This is a genomic window from Streptomyces sp. Ru71, assembly GCF_002920535.1.
In the GTDB taxonomy this organism is placed as follows: domain Bacteria; phylum Actinomycetota; class Actinomycetes; order Streptomycetales; family Streptomycetaceae; genus Streptomyces.
In genome coordinates this window covers 18403-41128 of record NZ_PQSS01000065.1, presented here as the reverse complement: position 1 = coordinate 41128, position 22726 = coordinate 18403, and the positions used below count along the sequence as shown (strand labels likewise).

General features: G+C 69.4%; 21 protein-coding genes. 5 read left to right on the top strand and 16 right to left on the bottom strand.

From position 1 onward, the window contains the following. The 6 genes from C3489_RS29075 to C3489_RS29050 form a co-directional block, all read right to left on the bottom strand. Positions 1–2329 (bottom strand): hypothetical protein (locus C3489_RS29075; protein ID WP_103785056.1); only part of this gene is annotated, 2329 nt, incomplete at its 3' end. Position 2330: 1 nt separating this feature from the next. Further along, positions 2331–2681 carry a hypothetical protein gene (locus C3489_RS29070; protein ID WP_103785055.1) on the bottom strand — a complete coding sequence of 117 codons (351 nt, stop codon included), beginning with the start codon at positions 2679–2681 and terminating at the stop codon, positions 2331–2333. Continuing rightward, positions 2681–5371 (bottom strand): ATP-binding protein, encoded by a 2691-nt coding sequence (locus tag C3489_RS29065; protein ID WP_103785054.1) that lies wholly within the window; start codon positions 5369–5371, stop codon positions 2681–2683. The genes C3489_RS29070 and C3489_RS29065 overlap by 1 nt, the downstream gene beginning before the upstream one ends. Further along, positions 5368–5949, bottom strand: coding sequence for a hypothetical protein (locus C3489_RS29060; protein ID WP_103785053.1), 582 nt, complete (start codon positions 5947–5949; stop codon positions 5368–5370). Before C3489_RS29060 ends, C3489_RS29065 begins: the two co-directional genes overlap by 4 nt. Beyond that, positions 5946–6287 (bottom strand): hypothetical protein, encoded by a 342-nt coding sequence (locus C3489_RS29055; protein ID WP_103785052.1) that lies wholly within the window; start codon positions 6285–6287, stop codon positions 5946–5948. The genes C3489_RS29060 and C3489_RS29055 overlap by 4 nt, the downstream gene beginning before the upstream one ends. Next, positions 6284–7216 (bottom strand): conjugal transfer protein, encoded by a 933-nt coding sequence (locus C3489_RS29050; RefSeq protein ID WP_103785051.1) that lies wholly within the window; start codon positions 7214–7216, stop codon positions 6284–6286. Before C3489_RS29050 ends, C3489_RS29055 begins: the two co-directional genes overlap by 4 nt. Before the next feature lie 853 nt (positions 7217–8069). Between C3489_RS29050 and C3489_RS29045 the strand changes: the two genes are divergently transcribed. The 3 genes from C3489_RS29045 (at position 8070) to C3489_RS29035 (ending at position 10590) form a co-directional block, all read left to right on the top strand. Then, the gene (locus tag C3489_RS29045) at positions 8070–9452 is read left to right on the top strand and encodes a hypothetical protein (protein ID WP_374936787.1); all 1383 of its coding nucleotides are present in this window, start codon (positions 8070–8072) and stop codon (positions 9450–9452) included. A 25-nt stretch (positions 9453–9477) separates the two neighbouring features. Next, on the top strand, positions 9478–9837 hold the full coding sequence (locus C3489_RS29040) for a hypothetical protein (protein ID WP_146075368.1): 360 nt from the start codon (positions 9478–9480) through the stop codon (positions 9835–9837). 204 nt (positions 9838–10041) lie between these two features. Continuing rightward, positions 10042–10590, top strand: coding sequence for a hypothetical protein (locus C3489_RS29035; protein WP_103785048.1), 549 nt, complete (start codon positions 10042–10044; stop codon positions 10588–10590). Positions 10591–10704: 114 nt separating this feature from the next. Here C3489_RS29035 and C3489_RS29030 read toward each other — a convergent pair whose 3' ends face one another. From C3489_RS29030 to C3489_RS28980, 10 genes are all read right to left on the bottom strand, one after another. After that, positions 10705–11619, bottom strand: a complete 915-nt coding sequence (locus C3489_RS29030) for a replication-relaxation family protein (protein WP_103785047.1) — start codon at positions 11617–11619, stop codon at positions 10705–10707. A gap of 419 nt (positions 11620–12038) precedes the next feature. Continuing rightward, on the bottom strand, positions 12039–12743 hold the full coding sequence (locus C3489_RS29025) for a hypothetical protein (RefSeq protein ID WP_103785046.1): 705 nt from the start codon (positions 12741–12743) through the stop codon (positions 12039–12041). 122 nt (positions 12744–12865) lie between these two features. Further along, positions 12866–13204: a hypothetical protein gene (locus tag C3489_RS29020; RefSeq protein WP_258055004.1), complete on the bottom strand. Its 339-nt coding sequence runs from the start codon at positions 13202–13204 to the stop codon at positions 12866–12868. Between the two features lie 165 nt (positions 13205–13369). Then, positions 13370–13594 carry a hypothetical protein gene (locus C3489_RS29015; protein WP_146075367.1) on the bottom strand — a complete coding sequence of 75 codons (225 nt, stop codon included), beginning with the start codon at positions 13592–13594 and terminating at the stop codon, positions 13370–13372. A gap of 99 nt (positions 13595–13693) precedes the next feature. Further along, positions 13694–15172, bottom strand: a complete 1479-nt coding sequence (locus C3489_RS38425) for a hypothetical protein (protein ID WP_146075366.1) — start codon at positions 15170–15172, stop codon at positions 13694–13696. A gap of 706 nt (positions 15173–15878) precedes the next feature. Further along, the gene (locus C3489_RS29000) at positions 15879–16397 is read right to left on the bottom strand and encodes a single-stranded DNA-binding protein (RefSeq protein WP_103785042.1); all 519 of its coding nucleotides are present in this window, start codon (positions 16395–16397) and stop codon (positions 15879–15881) included. 44 nt (positions 16398–16441) lie between these two features. Then, entirely contained in the window at positions 16442–17236 is a 795-nt protein-coding gene (locus tag C3489_RS28995) for a hypothetical protein (RefSeq protein WP_103785041.1), read from the bottom strand. Between the two features lie 38 nt (positions 17237–17274). After that, positions 17275–17451 carry a hypothetical protein gene (locus C3489_RS39630; RefSeq protein WP_258055003.1) on the bottom strand — a complete coding sequence of 59 codons (177 nt, stop codon included), beginning with the start codon at positions 17449–17451 and terminating at the stop codon, positions 17275–17277. A gap of 75 nt (positions 17452–17526) precedes the next feature. After that, positions 17527–17889: a hypothetical protein gene (locus C3489_RS39625; protein WP_258055002.1), complete on the bottom strand. Its 363-nt coding sequence runs from the start codon at positions 17887–17889 to the stop codon at positions 17527–17529. 645 nt (positions 17890–18534) lie between these two features. After that, entirely contained in the window at positions 18535–20028 is a 1494-nt protein-coding gene (locus tag C3489_RS28980) for a ParB N-terminal domain-containing protein (protein WP_103785040.1), read from the bottom strand. Between the two features lie 691 nt (positions 20029–20719). Here C3489_RS28980 and C3489_RS28975 point away from each other — a divergent pair. Both C3489_RS28975 and C3489_RS28970 read left to right on the top strand, forming a co-directional pair. Next, the gene (locus C3489_RS28975) at positions 20720–21361 is read left to right on the top strand and encodes an HAD family hydrolase (protein WP_181139895.1); all 642 of its coding nucleotides are present in this window, start codon (positions 20720–20722) and stop codon (positions 21359–21361) included. A 147-nt stretch (positions 21362–21508) separates the two neighbouring features. Next, on the top strand, positions 21509–22654 hold the full coding sequence (locus C3489_RS28970) for a helix-turn-helix transcriptional regulator (RefSeq protein WP_258055005.1): 1146 nt from the start codon (positions 21509–21511) through the stop codon (positions 22652–22654). The last annotated feature ends 72 nt before the right edge of the window (positions 22655–22726 follow it).

The window sequence follows — 22726 nt, the reverse complement described above, 5'->3', positions numbered from 1 at the left end:
GGCGCCCCGTGTCTGACCAGGCCCGGCCGTCCTCGCGAACGGTGTTGCCCCACACCCGCACCTGCTGGCGGGCGTCCTGGGTGTAGCGAGAGCTTCCTGCCCGTGCGCGGCGGAAGTTCGTCGGCAGTCCGACCGTCGCCCCGTATGCAGCCCGGCCGCCGCGGTGCAGGATCCGGTAACCGCGGAAGCGGACTAGCCGGTTGTGGGCCCGGGTCGACAGCAGCGTGCGGTCGCTGTTCTGGTCGTGCAGCACCTGGCCGGTGTTGCGGTCGACGACCTGCCCCTGCTCGTTGCGATACCGGTCGGGCGGGCCTGAGGGCCGACGCGGCCCGGTGCCGCGGGACCCACCGTCCCCGCCGTCCGACGGGCCGCCCGCACCGGGGTCGCCGTCGGCGGTGGGCTTGCGCCACTTGGCCAACTGCTCCCTGTCCGGCCGGCGGCCGATCAGCAGCCATTGCGCGCCCTTGGCGCCGAGCCGTGCGCCCAGCCCGCCCATGGCCGCCGCTGCGGTGAGCGGGGCCAGGCCGCGCCTGGCTTCGGCGGTGGCATCGGCGAGGATCCCCCCGGTGTCCACCGGCATGCCGGCGCCGTCGAACAGCGGGGTGAGTGCGCCCATCAGCCGCTGGCGGGTGCCGAGCATCCCGAACCGGCCGCCACCACCGCTGGTGAAGGCGCGCAGCCCTGCGCTGTGTCCGCTTGCGCTGGGGGAGTTCATGGCGAGCGCTGCGCCGAGCTCGGAGGTGTCGCCCGGCATGTGGGTTCCGCCGACCTTGGCGTAGCGCATCCGCATGGCCATCCGCCGGCCGAAGGAGGTTATGCCGGTCAGGAGCCTGCGGTGCCCAGCCGCGCCGGCGATGGCCAGGACATCGATGAGCAGGATCCGCTCCACCATCAGGTCGGGCCCGTTGGTGATGGTGGCGTCGACGGCGATCCCGAAGAAAGGGATGAATGCGCAGATCCCGACCACGGCCAGGACCGCGATGCCCCACAGGGACAGCCACTTCCACACGCTCTGCCGCGCGGGCCCGGGCAGCATGCCCGCGACGAAGGTGATGCCGCCGGCGGCCGCCGCGGCCGCGCAGACGCCCTGGGTGCCGAGCAACACGATGGCGCTGGACAGGAGCATGCCGCAGATGAACAGGGCGGCGATCAGCAGGAGGGCGGCGCCGCCGACTCGCCACCAGGTGGGCTTCTCGGCGTAGGCGGCGCACGACGTGCCGACGGTGCCGGCCCGTTTCATGTCCGCGAGGAAGGCGGCAAACTCACGGTCCTCGTCTGTGACGAGCGCATTCGATGAATCGAGCAGTTCCCCGCCGGGTGTGAGGGCCGGCAGATCGTCCTCGGTGTCCTCCCCGCTCGGCACTCCCGCTTCAAAGCCGCGCTCGCAGTACTTCCTGCCGGGGCCGCGGATCTTGCGGCAGACGTCCTTGCCGTGGGCCGAGACCTTGACGTTGCCTGCTTTGTACCCGCCGGTGATCCATTTGAGGTGGACGGCATACGCCTTGCGGTCAGTCTCCTGGGCCGGGTCGAGGATGCGTCCGTACTGCAGCAGCATGTATGGCTTCACGACGAGAGCGTTGGTGATCGAATCCTGGATGGGCCGGGCCACCTCCTGAGCTGAGACCGGGCCTTCCCCATCGCGCTGCATGCACTTGGTCTCCTGATGGCCGGCCATGCCGTCACAGGGAGCCTTGCTGGCGAGCTTGCCGCCCCAGTCGTAGGAGTTGACGCTTTGCTGGGCGACCTCGGCGGCCACCTGCTGGGACTGGCCCAGAGGGCCGTGAGGGCCGAGCAGGGTGTCGGGGCGGATGAGAGTTGAGGCGGCGATCGCCCCGATGAGCAGGGTGAGGAAGATTTCGCCCAGACCGCGGCCGACCCGACCGCGCACGATCATGAACCCGGCGAAGACGAACGCCCAGGCCAGCAGCAGACCCTTCAACCCCAGGGTGTCGACCACCACGTTGTCGTAGGTGTCGGCGACCTTCTGCGCGGGCTTGGTCAGGATCTTCAGCAGCGGGAACCGGAAAGCGACCTCGATCGCCCAACCCGCCAGCCCGACCAGAAGCCGGATCAGAGTGAACAGTCCCGACAGGGCGAAGGCCAGGGCCTGCGTCTTGAAGGCGACGATGGATCCGCCCTCGGCATTCAGCTCGTATCCGTCGATCGGCACCCCCTCGGAGGAGGTGATGTTCAGTGGGGCGAGCAGGTCTGAGCTCTCGCTGTTGCTGCCGGCCGCGTACACCACCTGGGTGTTCACCAGAAGGAACACGCCGGTGAGCAGCACGACGAAGCCGGCCGAACGCCAAGTCGCCCGGTCTGGACGGAACACTTCAGCGCCGCCTTTGCCCAGCCGCACGCCGCCGCCACATCACCAGGGCGGCCACAGCCGCACCGGCAGTCCCCAGCCTCCGCACGCCACCGGCCACGTCCCGCTTGTTGCCCGCGGTCGTCGTGGTGCCCCGCTCGCAGTACGCCTTGGCCGGTCCGATGATTCGAGCGCAGGGGTCCTGGTGGGCGGCGCGGGAGTCGGCGGCGAACCCCTGTCCGGTGTGCGGCCACCACGTCTCCGGCACGGACACGCAGAGAGCGAAGATGACCGCGCTGGCCACAAGGGCGATCACGGTGAGGACGCTCGCGGCAGCCGCGACGCGCCGGGAGCGGTCCCAGGAAGACGTGGCCATCAGGCGTGCTCCTTCAGACGTGCCTCCACGGCCTCGCCGGACAGCGGATCCGGCACGGAGGGGGAGACAGCGCTCGTGCGGCGTCCGGGCGTGGTGGTGATGGAGGTGGCGATCCGTGGGATGCGGGGGATGGAGACCTTGATGCGGCCGGTGTTCTGCCGGGGGCAGGTCAGCAGGAACTCGCCCTCCCGGCCCTTGTGACCGACCGGGGACAGACCAGTCGTCACCAGCCGCACCAGCTCGTCGTCGTTCGGGTCGAGACCGATGAACTCCAGGCCCCGGCGAGCACGTTCGCGGTCGGCGGTGCGGGCGAGTGCCCGGTAGGCCATCAGCCCGCGGTCCGGGCCGAGTTCAACGGCGTCGTGAGATCCGGCAATGAGCCCTGCGCCGTGCTTGCGGCCGTCGTGAAGGATCTCGTGCACCAGGGCAGTGCCCTCGGCCGAGCTGGTCAGCCAGTACAGCTCGTCCAGCACCACAGCTGTGAACCGCGCCGGGTCCTCGAACGCGGTCTGCCGGGCGATCGCGGCGATCAGGTAGAGCACCGCTCGGCCGATCAGCGCCTCCAGCGGCTGCTGGTGCAAGACCTCGGGCTTGTCGAACGCGGCCTTAGGCGGCAGCTTCAGCCCTGTCGTGGTGATCACGATCATGTCGGAGGCGGACGAGGCGTCCAACCTGACCGGCGGCAGCGTCGGGTCGAAGACCATCCGGGCCAGGGTGTTGGCGGCGACGACGCGGATGAGGCCGGCGAGGGTGGCGGCCGCATCCTGCCGTTTGCCCGTCTCGCGCGTGGCCATTTCTTCGAGGACCTTAAGGACGCGGTGCATGGAGGGCGCGTCGCTGAGGGCGGCCTGCTCGACAGCGTGGTGGAGGACTTCGCCGCTGGTGCTCATCGGGCCGATGCCGAGCTGCAGGGTGAGGTAGGACAGGGCGTAGTGGCGGCCTTCCGGCCCGGTGAACATCCGAAGCGGGTCAATGGACACTTCGGCCTGGGCGGCATCGATGATCTGGACACGGCCTTGGGCGGCGGTGCGGGCGAAGGCGGCCCACTCGCGCACGGGGGTGCGGTCGATGCAGATCGCGCAGCCACCGCGCGCCCATACCGCTTCCGCGATCAGCTTCTGCAGCACGCTCTTGCCCGCGCCGAGGTCCCCGACGATCCCCATGGACGCCGATGCGTCGACCTTGGGCGCATCGGCCACATTGATCATGACGGGGCGAGTGGTGCCGCAGTCCAGGTCGATGCCGAGGAACATCCCGTTCGGGTCGCCGACCTCAGCCGCGGTGAAGGCCCCCGACAGCGCCCAGTCCTCGCTGACCTGGTGCTGGGTGAACTCCCGCACCACACCCGGACGCACGGTGCCGGGCAAGCCGAGGGTGAACAGGGCCTCCTGCAGGCCGGCCGGGCGCACGGCGCGGTAGTCGGCACCCGCCAGCAGCGCGGCCAGCGCCCGCGCCCTCGCGTCGCACACGGCGGCGCTCGGCCCCCACACCGTCAGCACGGTCACCGACTGCACCTCCACCTCCACGGAGGTGCGGGACAGGCGGGCATCCAGCTCGCCCAGGTCGCGGGCGGCCTCGGTGAGGGAGGCGGGCATCCCGGTCGGGCGGGCGTCGTACTGCTCGGCCTGGTCGATCAGCTCGTTCTTCTTGCGGCGCACCTGGTCGCGGGCCTTCTCCGCGGGCACGAGCGTCAGGTCGACGGTGTAGTCGACGGGAAAGTCGAGCATCTCCAACTGGGCGAACAGGTCGGCGGCGTCCTGGCTGACCGCGGGCGGGCACTCGGCCAGCGCCAGCTGCGCCTGATAGCCCACCCCGGCGTCGGACTCGACCTGCAGCCAGCGCCGGCCGAGCGGCGAGCCGGTATTCACTCGCCACCAGGCCGTGCGGCCCGACCGCGTGATGCTGCCCGTGCTCTTGAGCCCGTCGACGTCGTCGAGCTCGGGGTCAATGCCGCCCTCCTGCAGGCGGACCTGACCGAGGTCGGCATAGCTGGGGGAGCGCAGCACCCCGTCCCGGATCTTCCCGCCATACAGCTCACTGGCCTCGGCCTCGGCCAGCAGCGGCTCGGCCAGGCCGCGGTGGAGGGCGTGCTGGATCATCCACACGATCTCCGCCGGGCGGGCCGGTCGGAAGGCGATGCCACCGGCGAGCGCGGCTTCCACCCGGGAGGCCTGCTGGCGGTAGGCGGTCACCTCACGCCGTGCCACCGGTGCCGGGCGCATGCCGAGCATCGGCGCGATCTCGGCCCACGCCGCACCGAGCGAGGCCGACACCTGCAGGCCGCCTGTCTCGGCCTGCAACGGCACGGCCAGCCACAGGGTGCGGCGGTGCATCTCCTGGTCGTCCAGCAGGTCCAGGGTGGCCTCGACGTTCTCCACCCACGGATGCCGGCCCGAACCGGGTGCCTGCTTGGCCGGCTCGATGCCCTCAATCATCTTCAGGGCGATCTCACCCGGGTCGACCTGCGCGCACAGACCGAACAACCTGGGCGCCCCGGACAGCGACCGCATCAGATGTGTGATCTTGGCGAGCTGTTCGTCGCGGACCGCCGCCGGCACGTACGTGCCCTGGACGGTCTCCTCACGCTGTCCCTGCGCGTCCGGGCCGGGGTGAAGGCGGTAGACGGCCCACACGCTGCCCTGCGTCGACCACACCAGGTGCCCGGCGATATGACGGATCGGAACCCTCAACGGGCACCCCCCTGCTGGGCGAGCGTGAACAGCTGCTGCACACCCGACACCGGCCCCGCTGCCACCGCAGCAGCAACCGACAGTGCGCGACGGGGTGCCAACGAGGGGCCTGGGGCCGGGCTCGGGTGCGGCGCCCGGGATGGACGCCGCTGAACCTGCCGGCAGGGCGCGGCCTGCGCAGCAGTCCCGGGTGCGGGTGCCTCCTCGATGGTGAAGCCGCCGAGCAGCGGGCGGGCAGCGCGGTCGCGGGCGGCCCGCCCGCCGATCCGCCCCCCGCGCGGCTGCCAGAGAAGCAGCACCCAGCCCAACGCGGCCTGCATCGGCGCTCGACCACGGATCTTCGGCCGGCGCACCGCCCAGATAGCCAGCACCCACGCGACGATAGGCAGCGGGAACATCCACGACCACCAGCTGATGGTCTTGATCAGAAGGAAGCCGCCGCCGACGGCGAGAGCGATCTGAGCAGGGGTGTAGGGACCGAGGGGGATCTTCCAGTCGGCGACCTTGCCCAGCACCCAGGGGTGCCGGCGGGCGGCGGTGTAGAAGCGGCCGACCTGGCCGGCCGCCGCCGCGCTCACAGCCCGCCTCCGACGCCCGGGGAATGGCCACGGGAGGCGGGGAGCTCGGACTGTACGACGCCGGGGACGGCGTGTGCGCCCTTGGCCGGGTTCTTGACCTCGTCCACGAACATGTTCGCGAGACTGTCGCGGGAGTTGTACAGCCCGAGCGCGATGATCATCAAAATCATGGCCCCGATCCCGGCCTTGAGGCTGAACTTCTGAACCATGATCACGACGACGAGGCAGATCAGACCCGCCTCCAGGCCCTTGGTCGCCCAGTCCTTGAACATGTTGATCCACGAGTCGCCGAGATCGTCCAGCTGCCCGGCGAGCATGAAGGTGTGCACCGTGTTCACCGCGCACCCCCGTCCCGGGCAGTCCCGCACTCCAGCGCCGCGACTTCCCACCGGCCAGAGCGGGCCTTCAGCGTGAGCTCGTACGCCAGCGGCCACCGGCCGGCGGCGTCCCGGGCCTCCACCGAGGCCTGAACACGCACCTTCGTGCCGTCGGCCGGTACCTCCCCGGCGGTCGCGGCCTCCTCGATGGCTGACACCTGCTGCACGGCGACCGCCGTGTAAGGGGCGGGGGAGAGCGGCGCGACCGTCACGCCGGGCGCGAGGTAGCGGTCGACTTCTCCGGCGCCCGTCAGGTAGGCGGCGAGGAACTCCTCGACTGCGGAGGACAGGTCCCCCTCGGGGACGGTCACGCCGTACGGCGACTTCGGAACCGAGGCGCGGGCCGGACCGGCCACCACGCCGGGGGCACCCGTCACCGTGAACGAGGTGCCCGCCCGGTCGGCGATCACCGGCAGTGCGTAGTACCGCACGGAGCCGTCGGCATACTGCACCGCCACCGTTACCGACCACGCACCGCCGTCGCGCTGCGCAGTGCGCACCGCCGTCACGGACAGTGGTGCCGGGTGCGCATCGGAGGCGGGGTCAGGCAGGTCGACGCCCGGCGCCATCGAGTGCGCAAGCCGCGCCTGCGCACTCGTCTCCTCGCCGGCGCTGCTGCGCAACCAGGCGCTGAGGAACAGCTGCGCATAGCCGCCCGGGTCGGCGGCGGCCACCGCGGTGCGCACAGCACTGGGCTTGGCCGCCGTGGCCGCCTGGACCGTGGTCGGGGTGGAAGCGACGGCGACGCACAGGGCGATGGGGCCGGCCGCGACGGCGGTCAACACCGCCACCCGCGACAGCCGTACCCGGCGCCGCATCAACTCCAGCCGTGCGCCGGCCGCCATTGCAGCAGCCGCCTCGCTCTTGGAGGCCTGCTTGCCAGGGGACATGGTCAAACTCCCAGGTCAGTACCGGATGTTGCTGACCTTGAGAAAACCCGTCGACCCTGACCTGACCACCGACCATCAGACCCCGACCAAGGTCACGATGGGGACACGAAGTGCATGGTCGGGGTCATGGTCGGCCCGACCACAGGCCTGACCACGGCTGCGGTGAGCGGATGAAGGGACATCGGGGCCCGGTCCACGGTCCAGCAGGGCGAGCGTCTGGCCGAACACGCGACGCTCGTCCACCGGTCTCTGCGATGCGCAGACGGCAGCTCCCGGGACCCTCGTCAGGCGCCTACGCAGTGCCCCACCCGGGATCTGCGCAGCGGAAGAACAGGAATCATCGGCCCGACTGCGCAGCCTGACCGCGCATGCAGGCTGCGCAGGATCCTCGACCGGTTGCGCAGGCCGATTGCGCATCGCCTGTCCGCCGCTGCGCAGTCGGGTGCGCAACCGCTGCGCAACCGTCATGGCCCCTGCCTGAACTTCTGACCCGAGCAGCGCGTGCTGATGCCCGGCCCGCGACGGCGCGGCCGGGGCATCAGCAGTCCAGGCGAAGCCCTGCGCCCTCACCGCGTGCGCGCTGCGGGGAGGCCTGGTCGGCCCGACCAAGAGCCCGACCGCGGCAGCTGGACGGCTCGTTGCTGGATCGTGACCGATGGTCGGGGATCATGGCTGTCAGCCTGGTCGGGGCCGGCGGGTGAGCTGTCCGCATGGAGTACTCGCACGCCTGCACCCCCAGGCCCAAGGCCCGCCTCATCTCGGCGGGCCTGGTGTGCTGCTCTGGCTACCGCGTGCGGCCCGATTCGGGAGCACGGCGGTGAGCCGTCTTGGGGCAGGGGTCCGCCGAGGCGTCATGGCGGGCGATCAGTTCACCCAGATCGCCAATGGCCTGTTCCGCGATGGCCGGTTGTCCTACAAGGCGAAGGGTATTTTCGGGTACGTCAGCACGCACCGGGACGGCTGGCAGGTCACCGTCGCCGATCTGGTTGCCGTGGGTCCTGATGGGCGGGAGGCGATCCGCGCCGGCCTGAAAGAACTGGAACAGTACGGCTACCTCGTCCGTGAACGACTGCGCCGGGCAGACGGGACGCTCGGCGAGGTCGTCTACTCCATCACCGACCGCCCCGCCGCCACCCGCGACGTCGCCCTGCGGGAAGCCACCTCCACCGCGCTCGCGATCGCAGACGAACACCATGCCGGCTTCGCGGCGGGGATCCGGCGCGGGGTGATGGCGGGTGATCAGTTCACCCAGATCGCCAATGGCCTGTTCCGCGACCCCAGACTGCCTTTCAAGGCGAAGGGGATCTTCGGGTACGTCAGCACGCACCGGGAGGGCTGGCAGGTCACCGTCGCCGATCTGGTGCGCCGCGGCCGCGAGGGGGTCGACGCGGTCACCACGGGGCTCAAGCAGCTGGAGCGATATGGCTTCCTCTGCCGCACCCGCGAGCGGAACACCGACGGCACGCTCGGGCAGGCGCTGTACTTCATCACCGACCTGCCCGCCCTGCAAAACCCCAGGTCGCAACCAGAGTCGGGTTTTCCAGGATTGGATGAGCCTACGTTGGCTGATCCCGGCACTAAGAACACCAACAGAAAGAAGACCAGCAAGCAGAACACCAGACCCCTCCGTCCGTGCGGCAGCCGCGGCGCCGCGCAGACACCCGCGCGGACGGACCAGCCGGCAACGCCGAAGCCTCTGCCGGCGCCGCCCGCCGCGGATGAGCTGCATCCGGGCATCCGGCTGCTGCTCGACCTCGGGGCACAACGCCCCGAGCTGCTGCTGACCGGGCAGGCGCTGACCGATCAAGGCCGCGTCGTGACCGTGATGCTGGAAGCCGGCTGGAGCCGCGAGCAGCTGCTGCACGTCATCGCCGACCGACCCTTGCCCAACCCGGTGCGGACCACGGTCGGCGCGATCATCGCCGCCCGCCTGCGCGCAGCCCAGGCCTACCCGCCGCCCGCCCTCGCGGCCGACCACCACGACACACCCGGTTGGAACGACCCGCAGCCGCTGCAGCCGACCGGGTCTTGCGCCGCATCGCGCACGGTGAGCGAGGCGCTCACCTACCGGGCCCTCGTCGAATGCGCCGGCTGCGGCCTTCCCGGGCCTGCTCCCGGCGAGGACCTCTGCCCCACCTGTCTCGGCTGGCCTGTGTGCCACACCTGCCCGGGCCCCACGCCCCGTCGCGCCCACCCCGACGGCGACGGCCGCTGCACCACGTGCGCCTCCGCCTGACCCAATAGCCAGAAAGAAGCAGCCCGTGACAGACCCCCTCCATGCCCCGCCGCCCGCCGGGACCGGACACCGCGAGCCCTTCACCCGCGATCCCGGGCGGCGGAAGAAGGAACGCCCCCCGCGCCCTTTGGCGGCCGAGCCGCAGACGGTGCCCGCCGAGCTGGAGGTCACGGCCCGCACCCAGGACGGCATCGTCATGGGCCTGCGCCCCGCGCCCTGCGCGCCGGCCACGTCCGCGACCGCACCTGTTCGGCTGGCTGCGGGCTCGTACTCGTCTGCGAACGCACTGCGCCGCTCGTGCGAGGTCGGCCGGCACCTGCTGTGCGATGCGAACCTGCGCGGAGCCGGGACCAGGCTCCGCCTCAGCCGGACTGGTCGCCGGTGAGCCGGCGATGCTCCAGCTTGCCAGTTAGGTCACCCCCACCCACATCCTGCAGCGCATCGCCACCGGGCACGTCACAGGGAACGCTGCGGACGACAGATGTGAACCCGGGCGGCCCGTGAGCGCACATCCGCCGGGCGTTCGGCCGACGACCCGTCCGGTATCTCAGCACACGCCTGCACACCACCGTTGAAGGGAACTCGTCTCATGTCCCAGCCCGAGTGCACCCCGGTTGTCCGAACCCCGGACGTCTATCTGATTTTCGCGCACGAGCCGTACTACCCTGGCCCCGGGATCCAGGAGATCAACACCACCGTCGTCGCGGCAGGCTCACTGCTCCACCCTCACGTCCTGCAGCCCGACGGCACCCGGATCCACGGCCTTCTCACCCAAGGACGCCGGCCGGGCGAGATCATCCCGCTGGCCACTCTCACTCACGAACTGAACGGCGGCGCCGACTGGCCGAGCGTCGGCAACTGGGAGCGCGTCACCATGGACCTGGTGCACCTTGTGCGGAGCCAGATGTGCGACGCGCTCAGCCTGGGACTGCCCGACGTTGCCCGGGCCCTGATCTGCACCGGCCCCGACAGCCACGTGCGCGCCTTCGATACTGCAGCCGGGGAGTTCATCGTCTACGGACCGGACGACCGCACGAAGGTCCTGGCCGACGTCGGCATGTTCCTTACCGGCGTCGCGGCCGAGCAGCCCTTGTGGCCGGGCGACGGGCTCCTGCCGCCGCGGTGGAAGAGGGCCTGACAGCGAGGGCACGCTGATCAAGCGGCCAGGACAGCTCGAGACATACGCCTGCCGCCCCGGGAGTAGCGTCCCGGGGCGGCAGGATGGTCAACTGCTATCGCTCACCTGGGCGACTCATAGATCCGTCCACGGGCGAGGCTTGCCGCCGGCCAACGGCCTCCACACGCTGGGGGCGGGACCGTGCTCCTCCAAGTCTTCCAAGACGGCGGCTCCCATCCCCACTTCCCGGGCGAGTCCCGCTACGAGCGGGTGCTGAGCCACCATCGCCTGCAGATCGCTCATCCGGTTCTCCAGCCTGGCGCGGGAGGCACCGGTGAGCACAAAAAGGACACGGGGAAAGGCCGGATACCAGCGCAGCCAGCCAGGTCCTGTGGCGCTCTGTTTGCGCCGGCCGACGGGTTGGGCCTCGTACTGGAAGAGGCGGGCGTACTCGATCAGTTTCCCGGCCAGACGCTCACTGCTCATGGTGCTGCGATCGACTTCCACGAACGCGCGCAGCTTTCTGCGGTGTTCGCCCTCGACGACGGTGTAGTACATCACCGCGTCGGCCACGATCCGCTCGCCCTCGCCGATGGAGTGGGACACCTCAGGGGTCCAGTCCCAGGGGCCGTGCTCGTGTCCGAGCCGACGGGCGTTGGCGGCGAAGGCGAGGTGGGCGCGCACGACGGTGAGCGTATGCGGGGTCTTCAGCGACGCTGCCGTGGTGGAGGTGATGGGGTAGGGCGGCCGCCCCCGCAAGACGGGCAGGTCGCGGGTCAGCCGCGCGCCCTCCTGCGTGAGGTACCAGGCGTGGGTACGGGTGCGGCTCGCGCCGGGCAGCACAATGCAGTCGACGACGCCGTCGGAGCGCAACCTATTCAGCACACGGGACATTAGCTGTCGTGTGCCGTCCGGGCGCAGCATCCGGCGCAACTGGCTGGTCGTGGCGATGCGGTGCTGGGCAAGCCCGGCCAGCACTTGGTGGGCCAAGGGCTCAGCGGGACTCGGGGCCAATGTCGTTCCCGGATTGCTCCCTACGGCGCTGCTCATGACATGTCCTTCCACGGCCATGGCGGTCTGCTGAACAGACCGTCGGTTGCTGCAGAGGAAACCCCTGAGCCCCGACCAGACCCCCCACCACCAGGCGCCGACCGTGGTCACGAAGTCGAAACAGCCTCGTGCTCCGCGCCATTACCGGCCTCCATGGGCCCGACCAAGGGGCGTGCCCGTGCGCAAGAGCACTCTCCTTCCGGCGGGGGAGTGCGCCACCACTACGGCAAGGGCTGCGGTGCGAACAGCAAACGGCTGCTTGGGAGAAGTTCGGCGATGGCCGGTCCGCAGCAGCCGGGGCTGCTGCGGGGCGTGGTGGCGAGCCACGCCATGCCGGCCATCGTGCGACATCCGGCCCGCAAGGGACCAACGCCCCGTAACCGGATGCCGCGCCTATGGGACGGTGAGCGAAGAGGCGCTCACCGCCGTTTTGTGTCCCGCCGTTGCGCGGCCTGCTGAAGGATCCGTCGGCGCGTCCACCTTCGGCGTGCGCCCTTGTCGGTGAGCGCGTCAGGAGTTTCCAGGAGGGGAAGGTTGCCCTGGGACAGGCTGCTGGAGAAGGAGTTGAGGCTCTTGAACCCCAGCAGCGCCGCGGCTTGAGTCGCGCCCAGCAGCTCGTCGGGATCGCCGTCGACGGGAACGTCGGGCAGTGCGGGGGCCGTGCGCTTGGCGCCGGCTTGCCTGCCGCGACCAGGGCGGGTGGCCATCCAGCCCAGCAGGGTCTGCACCCGCCACAGCTGCCGGCGGTAGGGGTTTTCGGCAGTTCCCAGCTCTTCGACGACATCCGGGTCGGGGAAGTAGCCGGGATGATCGCGGACGAAGGTGGTGACCTGGTTGGGGTTCTTGTACCCCAGGAACCTCGATGCCTCGGCAGCGTTCAGCAGGTCCTGAGGGTCACGGGCGGGCGGTGTGTGCTTGCGCAGTCGTGCCGGCGGGCGGTTCGCGAACCACTCGCTGACCTTCGCGTGATCCCACAGGCGGGCGCGGCCGCGCATGGCGGCGATCTCCGGGAAGCCGTTCTGGGCGCGGTCGTTGTAGAGGCCGCTGATCCGCGCTGGCGTCAGGCCCTGTTCTGCCGCGATCTCGGCAGCGTCGGCCAGGCGAGGCTCACGGCGCGAGGTCATGGCACAACTGTCCGTCCTGTCGGAAGTGAGCCGGCCCGCCCGGCTCACCTCACATAATGGCAGGAGTTAGAGAGGGGGGTCCAGCAGGCTGCCCAGGTTTCCCGGCTGGGGCGAAGAGGAAGTCATTCCTCGGGAAGCAAACACACCCCGCGGCGAGCCAGGTCCTCCGCCATCTCCGAGTAGGCCAGGGCAGCAGGAGTCATCTCCCACTCGGCCAGGGCGAGCAGCACGATCAGCTCCTCACGGTCCTGAGAGGCGTCGCACGGCACACCGGCCGCGGTCACGGCCGCCAGCAGATCCTGGCCGGACAGCCCGGCGCAGCGGTCCGCCACCCTCTCCCGCAGGTCTGCAAAACCCTGCTGGTACAGCTCGCTCGCTTCACGCAGGAGCAGCACCAGGTCCTCGTCGTGGCCGGCCGATGCGGCCGCGGCGAGGTCGAGGAGGCGCTGGGTGGTCGTCATCATCAGCAGTATGCCCTTGAAGAAAGCTCAGAGGCTTCCGGGAGATCTCAGAGCGGACCGGCACAGCCGTCGCACGCGACCGCCGAGTCCGCCGGGCCGCAGGTCGGGTTCCCTGCGCGGCCCCTCCCGCAGGGCTGAGCGGACCTGCTCCACGAGGGCCGCGAACTACAGGCCGTCGTCCGGGCAGGCCACGCCGGGGTCGGGCGCTGCGCAGGCTGCGGCGTGCCGGATCAGATCGATGATGCGGCAGTCGGCGCGGAAGCTGTCTCCTCGCACCTGTCCCACCGCAGCGTACGGGGCGGCCAGCCGCGGCCGCCGGCCGATGGAGAGCAGTACGTCGTGGCGGGAGGCGAAAACACACAGCGAGCAGGAGCAGCCTTGCCGGACCACGGGTGCACTGTATAGCAGCATGTATCTTCGGATAGGTGAGTCGGCGAATTGGATGTGGCTGTCAGTCGGGACCGCCTGGCCGAACAGATATGCGTTCATTCACTCCGCATGCGGATCCGTAGGATCCGCCCCCGGGATTCTACCCAAGTGGCGAAACAGAGTGTTTGTTTTTACGTGATTTTGAAGGACAATGCCGATCTGTTCTTTTTGCAGGGCTATTCCGGTCGCCTCTTGGAGGAGATTGCCGTAGTCTCGCAGCGCCAGCAGGTGATCCCGCAGCTTGAATATTGGGCTGAGCGGCCTGTTTAGCCACCAGTTTCTCAGCCACTCAACGGGGCGCTGGACAAGGTTCTCGGCGTACTTTTCAACGTTTAGCGGATCGGCGGCCATGCTTGCAACGCTCGGAACTATGTCAAGCGCCTGATTGACGAATGCTGGATGCGGGTTATCGAACTTCTCGGATATTCTAGTGAGCGACTCGTTGAACTTGCGTTTTGCTGTCCGTGCTTGACCCAAGGTCGCGCTATTCGATATGTCTTCCTGGTATTTCGCAAGCATTTTTCGCAGCGGGGCGTATTCTTCCCTTAGATGGTCTACCGATTTGGTGATGTCCTTCCCTCGGCGGAACGTTTCCAGGAACAAGGCAAGTGCGGGAGGAAGGTAAAGAATTGCGGGTTGCTCACCCTCGAATACTTCACTTACTGTCGACCGGAACGCATCCGCTACCGCACCATAGACGCGCTCCTGCGCGGATTCTCTGACGTATTCCGTCATTCGATGGTATTCAGCTAGTCGGCGAAGTGACGGAGAGAACGGCATGTTCGCATGCTCAGAAAGTCTCCAATAGACGAACGTGCGAAGATGGGAAATTCCCGCGATGACACTTCCACTTTCGAAATAGCCGATGTGGTCCAGTAGTTCAAGTGCAAGGGCTCGTAGAGGGTCCTTGTGATATTCGCGCTCCAGCTCCTTGACGCGCTCGACCAGCCAGCGGTCGGCTAGCACGCCTTCGAGAGCCCCGCGTAGACCCTCAGCGAGGTCTTCTTTGGGCTCGTAATGGCTACTCCACCCCGATGGGGGTGTGGAAAGTTCGAGGCAGGCTCGCACCGTCTGAGCCACTGCACGTGGATCGGCCAAGCTGTGCCACGTGTCCAGACGGTAACCCGTTGAGTGAGCGTTGGCTAGGAAGGATTCCAGTTCGGAGGATATGGGATGTGAGTAAGGCCTCGTATCCAACACTCGCAAGATTCCTCGATCGAGAAGAGCGCTCCGCAGAGTTAGTCGATCGCCGTCTGGTGGATTCTCGGAAGCGAGGACGAACAGGTTCTCGTATAGAAGTATTGCATCCAAGAGTGCGCTCAGTTCGATCAAGCGCTCCTCGTTTGAGGGAAGCCACCACGATTGAATGGCCGTCCTGTATTGCAGGCCAATTCCAGAATAGAGCCCTCTTCCCAGGTAGAATCCGAATTCTCGCCCAACTGGAGCGTGATCCAGAAGTCGTGAGCTTTCACAGACTGCAGTTTGGTCCACAATTACTGCACTGCCGCAGGAATGTTTCATCTCAGATCCGATCGCCATGCCGTCTCTTCCAGGCTGCAGCGGATCGACTCGCGAGGCCACTGGAGAAGATCAACAAACGTAGAGCTGATCGACAGTACGACTTCGGCCAGTGCAGGCTGAACCGGTCCAGGACGTAGGCCTCGCACTGCTGCCGGTCCCAGCCCCAGTCGATGAGAGGGAACACGCCCGTGCGCCCGGGGACCTTGAGGCGGCCTGGTCGCCGAAGCGGCGGCCTTCCTCGTTGGCTTTGAGAGGGCAGGATGTGAGCTGATGTACGTTTCGTCGTTGTGGATGAAGTAGCCGTCGCCTGACGACTTCGGACGTGGCAGGTGAACAGCCCCGGCTCTGGCTCGGTCAGGATGTCGCGCCGGGTCAGGCGCCCAGGTCCATCGCCTCGCACACGCCCCGTGCCCGCAATCGCCCGTGGTCTGCAGGTGGGCATCAGCCACGCGGTCTGGTCGAGTCTGGGCACCACCCTCATCGTGCTCGTAGGCGCAGGTGCCTGCTGTTGTCGCGGCGCACGTGCCGCTGCCAGGCGTCGGCGGGGGAGTGGTCGGCGAGGTCGGCGGCGACTTGGTCCCGGGAGAAGCGGGCGGTCGGCGCGGGGGGCCACGGGGGACGGGGTGGGTTCGGGCGTGGTGGCCTGTCGGGCAGGGCGCGGCGCCGGCAGGCGAACCGGTGCCGCGCCGGGGTGGGTGGAGAAGGGGAAGACAGGGGTAGGGCGTCAGTGGCCGGTGTGAAGGGGGGAGCTGTCGGCGCCGGAGGCGGCGTTGGACCAGCCGGAGGACCTCTGTTCTTCCCAGCAGGCGGGGGGGATTGCCGGTCTGTTTGGTGGGAGGAGGGGGTGCGCTCGGGGCAGCGGGCTGCGGCGCAGAGGGAGAGGTGACGGGGCGGCGGCCGGGTGGGGGAGGCTGACTTCGGTGTAGGCGATGCGCTGGCGCAGGCTGATGCCGAGGTCGTCGACGCTGAGGTAGATGGAGTTGCCCTTGATCTCGGTGATGCGGCCCTTGACCAGGACGGTGACTCCGTTGGTGAGGGATTCGGCGGCGTTGCGGGCGAGGTTGCGCCAGGCGGTGCACACGTAGCGGATCGGGGTCCCGTCGCGCCACTTCTGTGTGGCGGTGTCCCACTGGCTGGGGGTCTCGGTGAGGCGGAAGCGGCAGACGGCGATGCCGGATTCGGTGAAGCGGCATTCGACGTCGCTGGTGACGGTGCCCGACACGTGCATGATCGACGGGGCCATGCGAACACCTCCTATCTCAAATAATGGTGTATTCTGAAGGGGGGTCAACGCCTCGTCCGCTGTATCCAGCGGCGCACCCGTCGCGGCCACTGCCGCCACCCTCCGGCTGCCGCTGGCGCCGGTGTGGCTCCTGCGCTGAACACGGTGGAGTCATCGACCTCCATATGCAAAGGCACCGTCTGTCCGGGGTGGACGAGCAGTCCGTCGGGGGTGTCGAGGTGAACTGAGACCCGCACGGCCTGCATGTCGGCGTCCAGGTAGGCGAAGACCAGGACTCCGGCGATCTCGATGCACGGCAGACCTTCGTCGTCGAGGCCGGCCATCGGGTGGAAGACAGCTGCGCTGTTGACCTCGGCGCAGACCTCCTCGTCCGGGAAGCGAAAACCGTCCGGAGCGGGCAGGGTTCGCGCCAGTCGGCCGATGGTGTCGGCGTACAGCGAGTAGTGCTCGTCTCCACGTGCGTGGTCCGCCCCGTAGTACAGGTCGACGGCCTCGCGGTCGTTCCGGGGTGGGTGCTGCGGGATGCCGTCGTCCCCGAGCAGGTTGTCCCAGCTGCTGCGGACGTGCCCGGCCAGGTCGGCCAGCGCGGAGTCCTCGTCGTTCCACAGCGTCACCTCGTCGACGTGACGGTCCTGGCGGCGCAGCACCCAGACGCTGCCCGCGACGAGCCGTGTGCGGGGCACCGGGCCGGTGAAGTCGAACCGGTCGAGCCATGCGCCGAGGATGTCGACGGTGTCGGCACCAGGCCAGTTGCCGGTGTGGTCATTGAGCGCGTTCATCTGCTCGTAGAGGTCGATGACGGCTGCGCCCTCGGGCGTGGCCGGGTCGGGCCTGATCACACAAGCCTCCTTCAACGAAGGGATGGGGCGAGTGGGGGTCACGGGTGGCCGTCCAGGAGGCTGCGCACCAGCCCCGTCAGGCGTTCCTGCTCGGCTGTGAGCTGGGCGGTGCGCAGGAGTCGCCTGCGCAGGACGGGCACGTCGAGGCTGATGCCGGAGGGAACGTCGGGCCGGTCCGGCGGGAAGACCAGGCGGTGGTACCGGCTGTGGATCATCCATGCCTCGTACCGGTCGGCCGGGCTGCCGCTGCGGGCGGCGTGGCCCTCGTCGGGCGATAGCGAGGGGCACGGTCAGGACGGATCGGTGCAGGGCCGCCCGGCCGGGTGGCTGGCCTGGACCGGACGCTGCCGATATTGCGTGGCCGTGCCGTTGAGCATGGGACAGTGCGCGGCGGCGTACGGCAGGCACTCGGGCTGTAGCGCCGGTTCCGGGGAGCAGCCCTGGGTCACGTCGGCCGGGCGCGCGATCAACAAGCACCGCTCGTCCAGGTGCTGGCCGCAGATCTGGCACAGGCGGTGCAGGAACGCGGTACGGGCCCGCTCGGCGTCGAGACTGCCGAATGCCGCGTGGCCGCCGTGGATCACAGACACCCACGGCACCACCAGCCCGCCTGCCAGCGGCTGGCGCGCACAGCGCTGGGGGATCGGGTGCATCGGTGATTTCCTTCGGATCGCGGGAGGGCGGGCCGGCTGGGAATGGCGACGGTCGGGCATCAGCTGTTCTCCTGTGGGGGCGGTTCGGGCAGGAGCGCTTCCCAGGGGGCGTAGCGGCAGTCGGTGGCGGCGTGCAGGCGCAGGTGCAGCCAGGCCAGGTCTTGCCCGGCCGGCAGGACGGCTTCGGCGCCGATGGCCGCCGCCCGGGGATACGCCGTGGCGTCGTCTGGGTCGGAGGCCCCCTCAGGCCCGGTCGGCGGGGCATGTGTCGGAGCGTGAAGTTCGTGGAGCTGCGGTCGTCCAGGAGTACGAGCGGAGCGCGCCGGAACTCGTCGGAGGTGAACAGAGGTGAGGGCACGTGCTTCAAAGGGACCGGGCACGGCAGCAGCCCGATCGGGTCGTGGTCGAGGCGGTCGCTGATGACCAGCACCGACTGGTGGGGTCTGTCCTCGAAGGCGTGTGCGGAGGCGGACATGGTGGGTGACACGTCGCTTTCGTCAGGGGGCGGGACAGCCGGCGGGCTGTCCCGCCTCGCGCGGGTCCGGATCCGCCTGCGCCGCACGCGGCATTCGTGATGGGGCCGAGGGGTCGGTCTGGCGTTCCGGGGCGGGCACCGTCTTCCGGCACCCGCCGGATCCGCGTGGGTCAGGCGGCAGCGGTGGGCCGGTGGCTGGCGACGGCCTGCTGCTCGACCTCGGACAGCTGGTAGCTGCCGTCGTCGGCCTGGCCGAGGGATTCCAGGAGCAGCAGGTAAGCGGCCTGGAGCCGGTCGGGGGACTCCCAGAGGTAGACGTGGGTCATCCGGGCCGCATCGAACTGCTTGGGTTCGCGGATGGCGTCCTCGAACGCGGCGGCGATGTGGGCGAACAGCACGTTGGCCAGACGGTTCTTGGGGAAGCTGGCGGCGGTCTCGCAGGCCGAGTCGTTGTCGGGGTCCTTGGTTCCGAGCAGCAGCGCCACGGTCTGGGTGCGCTGCTTGTCGGCCCACTTGCTGTAGAAGCGCGGCAGGTCCATCAGGATCTGCTGGGCGAACAGCCGGGCCTCGTCGGGCAGGGTCTTGCCGCGCACGAGCCGCTTGACGAACTCCTGCCTCGGTCCGGCGGCAGCCTTCCAGGCCCGGTTGCACGCCACGATCCGGGCCCGCTCCTCGGCCTTGTGCTCGTCCTCCTCGGTCCTGGGCTTCTTCGGCCGCGCCCGGACCTTGTGGCCGTACGCGGCCGGGTCGGCGCAGTGCCACACCGGCCGGTGCTCGTCGTCGAGGCGAGCGCTGTGGCCGGGGCAGTTCGCGTGGTTGTCCTCGGTGAGCCGGTTGCCCAGCCCGCTGGTGAGCTCCGTCAGGGGACGGGAGGGGTCCTTCTCGCAGGACGGCACCCGGCCCAGCAGGGGGATGTTCGCCGCCCTCAGCTCCTCCTCGGCCTTTGCGCGGGCCTGGGCGTCGGCGAGCTCGGCGCGCAGCAGGGCCACCTCCTGATCCCAGTGACCGCGCCCGCCCTTGCCCTCGGCGTGGTCCCGCTGGAGCGCACGCATGAGCCGGTCCTCCGCGCCCCGCACACCCGCCACCTCGGCGAGCTGGGCCGTCTGCTCCAGGTCCATGCCTGCCGCCGCTGTACGGCGCAGGGTGGCATCGGTGAGCTTCTGCGCCGCCTTGGCCTGCCTGGCCGCGTTGCGCCCCACACCGAGAGCCTTGGCCGCCGTGCGCCGGTCGACGTCGCTCATGTCGATCAGGGCGAGTTCCTGGGCCCGCAGCGTGTCGCGCTCGCTCATGCCCTCGCGGTGGTCGTTCTCGACCAGGGACAGAAACCGCGTCCAGCCGTCGCGGCCGACCAGGTCCTCCCGCACGTACGCCTTGACCAGGCGTACGGGGCGGCCGTCCTGCTCGGCGGCGGCGTTGGCGGCTTGGGCCGCCTGGGCACGCCTCCAGCCCTTGAAGACGCCGTAGGTCCCGTCGGGCCGGGGCCGGACGCTGATGGGCTCCTCGACGCCGAGTTCCTTGACGGAGGCGATGAGCTTCTCGTCCGGCTCGGTGTCGTGCTCGCGCGCGTTGCACTCGTCGCGCACCAGTAGTGCCGGGTCGAGCCTGACGACCTGCGGCGGGGCCTCCTCGTGCTCGTCGGTCGGGTTCGAGACGGCGATGGCCATGCGGCTCTCCTCCTTTGCCTCATCGGCGAATTGCGAGAAACAACCAACTCCCCATGAAATAAATAATAGTGTGTCTTGTTGTGGAGGGTAGATACCCCTTGACCTGCGCAAATGTGGGTCTGCTGCGCTGTGTTGACCGCTGAACTGCCGTGCGTCTGGGGTCCGTTGGCGCCGGGTGGTCGGTTGCCGGGCTGGGCCGGGGTCAGGTGGTGGGCGGGCGTCGGCTGCGTAGGTGGGTGGCCCGGTTCTAGGCGTCCAAGTCCGGGCGCTGCCCGGATGATGAGGGCAGCGGTGCGTTGCGGACGTTCATGGCCCAGGTGAGCAAGCCCAGTTGCGCGGATGGCAGCACCCAAGGACCTGCTCGTCGGTGTCCAGGACGGCCAGCGGGTTCTCGGCGGCCTGAACGTCCTCGGCGTGCCTGTACACCCGGGGGGCCGGTCGAGCCGCAGGGCGAGGGCCAGGCTCGCGCCCCGCTGTGGTGCGTGACGGCGCTGGGCAGGCGTGATCACCTGGTGGCCGCCCGGAACTGAGATTTCGTCGCGCTGGAGCCGCAGGTAGATGCGATGGTGTTCTTTTCGGCAATCTACCGGTCGAGGTACGTCAGGATCTTCCGCCGGATGGGCGATTTGCTTCGCATTTCGGGCCCGCATCGCTTGTGCGCAGCTGGCGCTGCGCGCCGTAGGCTCCTCGCGTGATTGAAACGTTCGTGTTCGACGTCGGTGAGACCATCACCAGGGATGACCGCTACTGGGCCTCATGGGCCGATTGGCTCGGCATCCCCCGCCACACGCTGTCCGCTCTTGTCGGCGCAGTGGTCGCCCAAGGAGTCGACAACGCTGAGGCGCTCCGCTTGGCCCGGCCGGACATCGACGTTGCTGCCGAATATCACGCTCGTGAGGCTGCCGGCCGGGGGGAACAGCTGGCGGAGAGCGATCTCTATGACGACGTGCGCCCGGCGCTGACTGCCCTCCGGCAGGCCGGTGCGCGCGTGGTCATCGCGGGCAATCAGACGCCGCGTGCGGGCGAGCTCCTTCGCGCCCTCGATCTGCCGGCTGATCTCATTGTGACGTCGGGCGAGTGGGGGGTCGCGAAGCCGCAGCCGGAGTTCTTCCAGCGGGTCATCGATGTCGCGCAGGCAGCCCCGGAGGCCACCCTGTACGTGGGAGACCACCCGGCGAACGACGTCTTCCCGGCGAAGGCGGCCGGGCTTCGTGTGGCGCACCTGCGCCGTGGGCCGTGGGGGTACTTGTGGGCGGATGACCCGGACGTCAGGGAAGCGGCGGACTGGCGGATCGACAGTCTCGCCCAGCTCGTGGCGCTTGCCGGCGACTGACCGCGCGGGCCGCGGCCCAGGCACCTGGCGTCTGTCACCACGCTCCAAGTCGTGCACTGAGCGTCTCCGTGCCGGTACGGTTTGAAATGACCGTACTGAACTGGAGCCGCAGTGGCAGCACTTGGGTATGGCGGGGTAGGACGTCGCATCGCCTACTACCGGCGGCTGAGGCGCATGACGCAGGAGCAGCTCGCCCAGGCTGCCTGCGTCGCGCTCGGGACTATCCGGAAGATCGAGCGTGGAGAGCGAGGGGTAGGCGACGCCACCCTCGAAGCCATCGCTGCCGCCCTGTCCCTCGACCCCCCGCTGCTCCGCACAGACCGCGGCCCAGCCCACACTCCGGTGCACGACGCCCTCCCCGCCCTCTCCGCGGTCATCGCCACGTACGACGTGCCCGAAGACGGCCCTACCCGGCCCCTCCCGGAGCTGCACGTCGCTGTCAGCGAGGCCGCCGACTGGCGCCTGTCCGCTCAGTACACGCGCATTGCCCGCCGGATGCCTGACCTGCTCGCAGAGCTGGCTCGCGCCTACCACGCCACCGCGTCAGGCCAACGAGCCGAGCTGGCCGGCCTCCTGGTCCAGGCGTACCGCTCAGCCGACGCAGTCGCGTACAAGTTCGGCGCGCGCGACCTCTCCGCGCGACTCGTTGAGCTCATGAGGTGGGCCGTTCCGGAAGCAGACGATCCGCTGCTGACTGCGTCCGTCGCCTACGTGCGCACCGAGACCTTCTTCGCCGCGCGCGCCCACGCCGCAGGCCTTCGCGCTCTCGAACAAGCCCTGGACGCGGCCCCGGCACCCGCCAGCACACCCGACATCGCGGCCCGCGGAGCGCTCCACATGCGAGCCGCAGTCATCGCCGGCCGAGCGCGCGACGCATCAGCCGCCGTCACCCACCTCGACGAGGCCCAGGCGCTCGCCAGCCGGGTACGAGAAGACGTGTACCACGGCACCGCGTTCGGACCCGACTCCGTTCGCATCCATGAGGTATCCGTCGCCGTCAGCCTCGGCGGCGAGCACGTCGGCCGCGCCCTGGACGTGGCCAGGGAGTGGAAGCCACCTGCAAACCTCCCAGCCGAGCGGCGATCCGGGTTCTACATCGAACTGGCCAGAGCGCAACTGTGGTCGGGGATGGCCGACGACGCCTTCGAGTCGCTGAAGGTCGCCCGACGCATCGCGCCGCAGCACACGCGCGAACACCCCTGGGTGCGGGAAGACGCCTCCACGCTGCGCCGCTTGAAGCGCGCGGACTCCGAGACCCTCTCCAACTTCGCCGAATGGTGCTCCGCAACCTGAGCTCAGCCGACCCCCCTGCGGCTACCCCTGGGCGGGGTACTTAGGGTTCCCGGCAGCCCCCACCATCTGTTG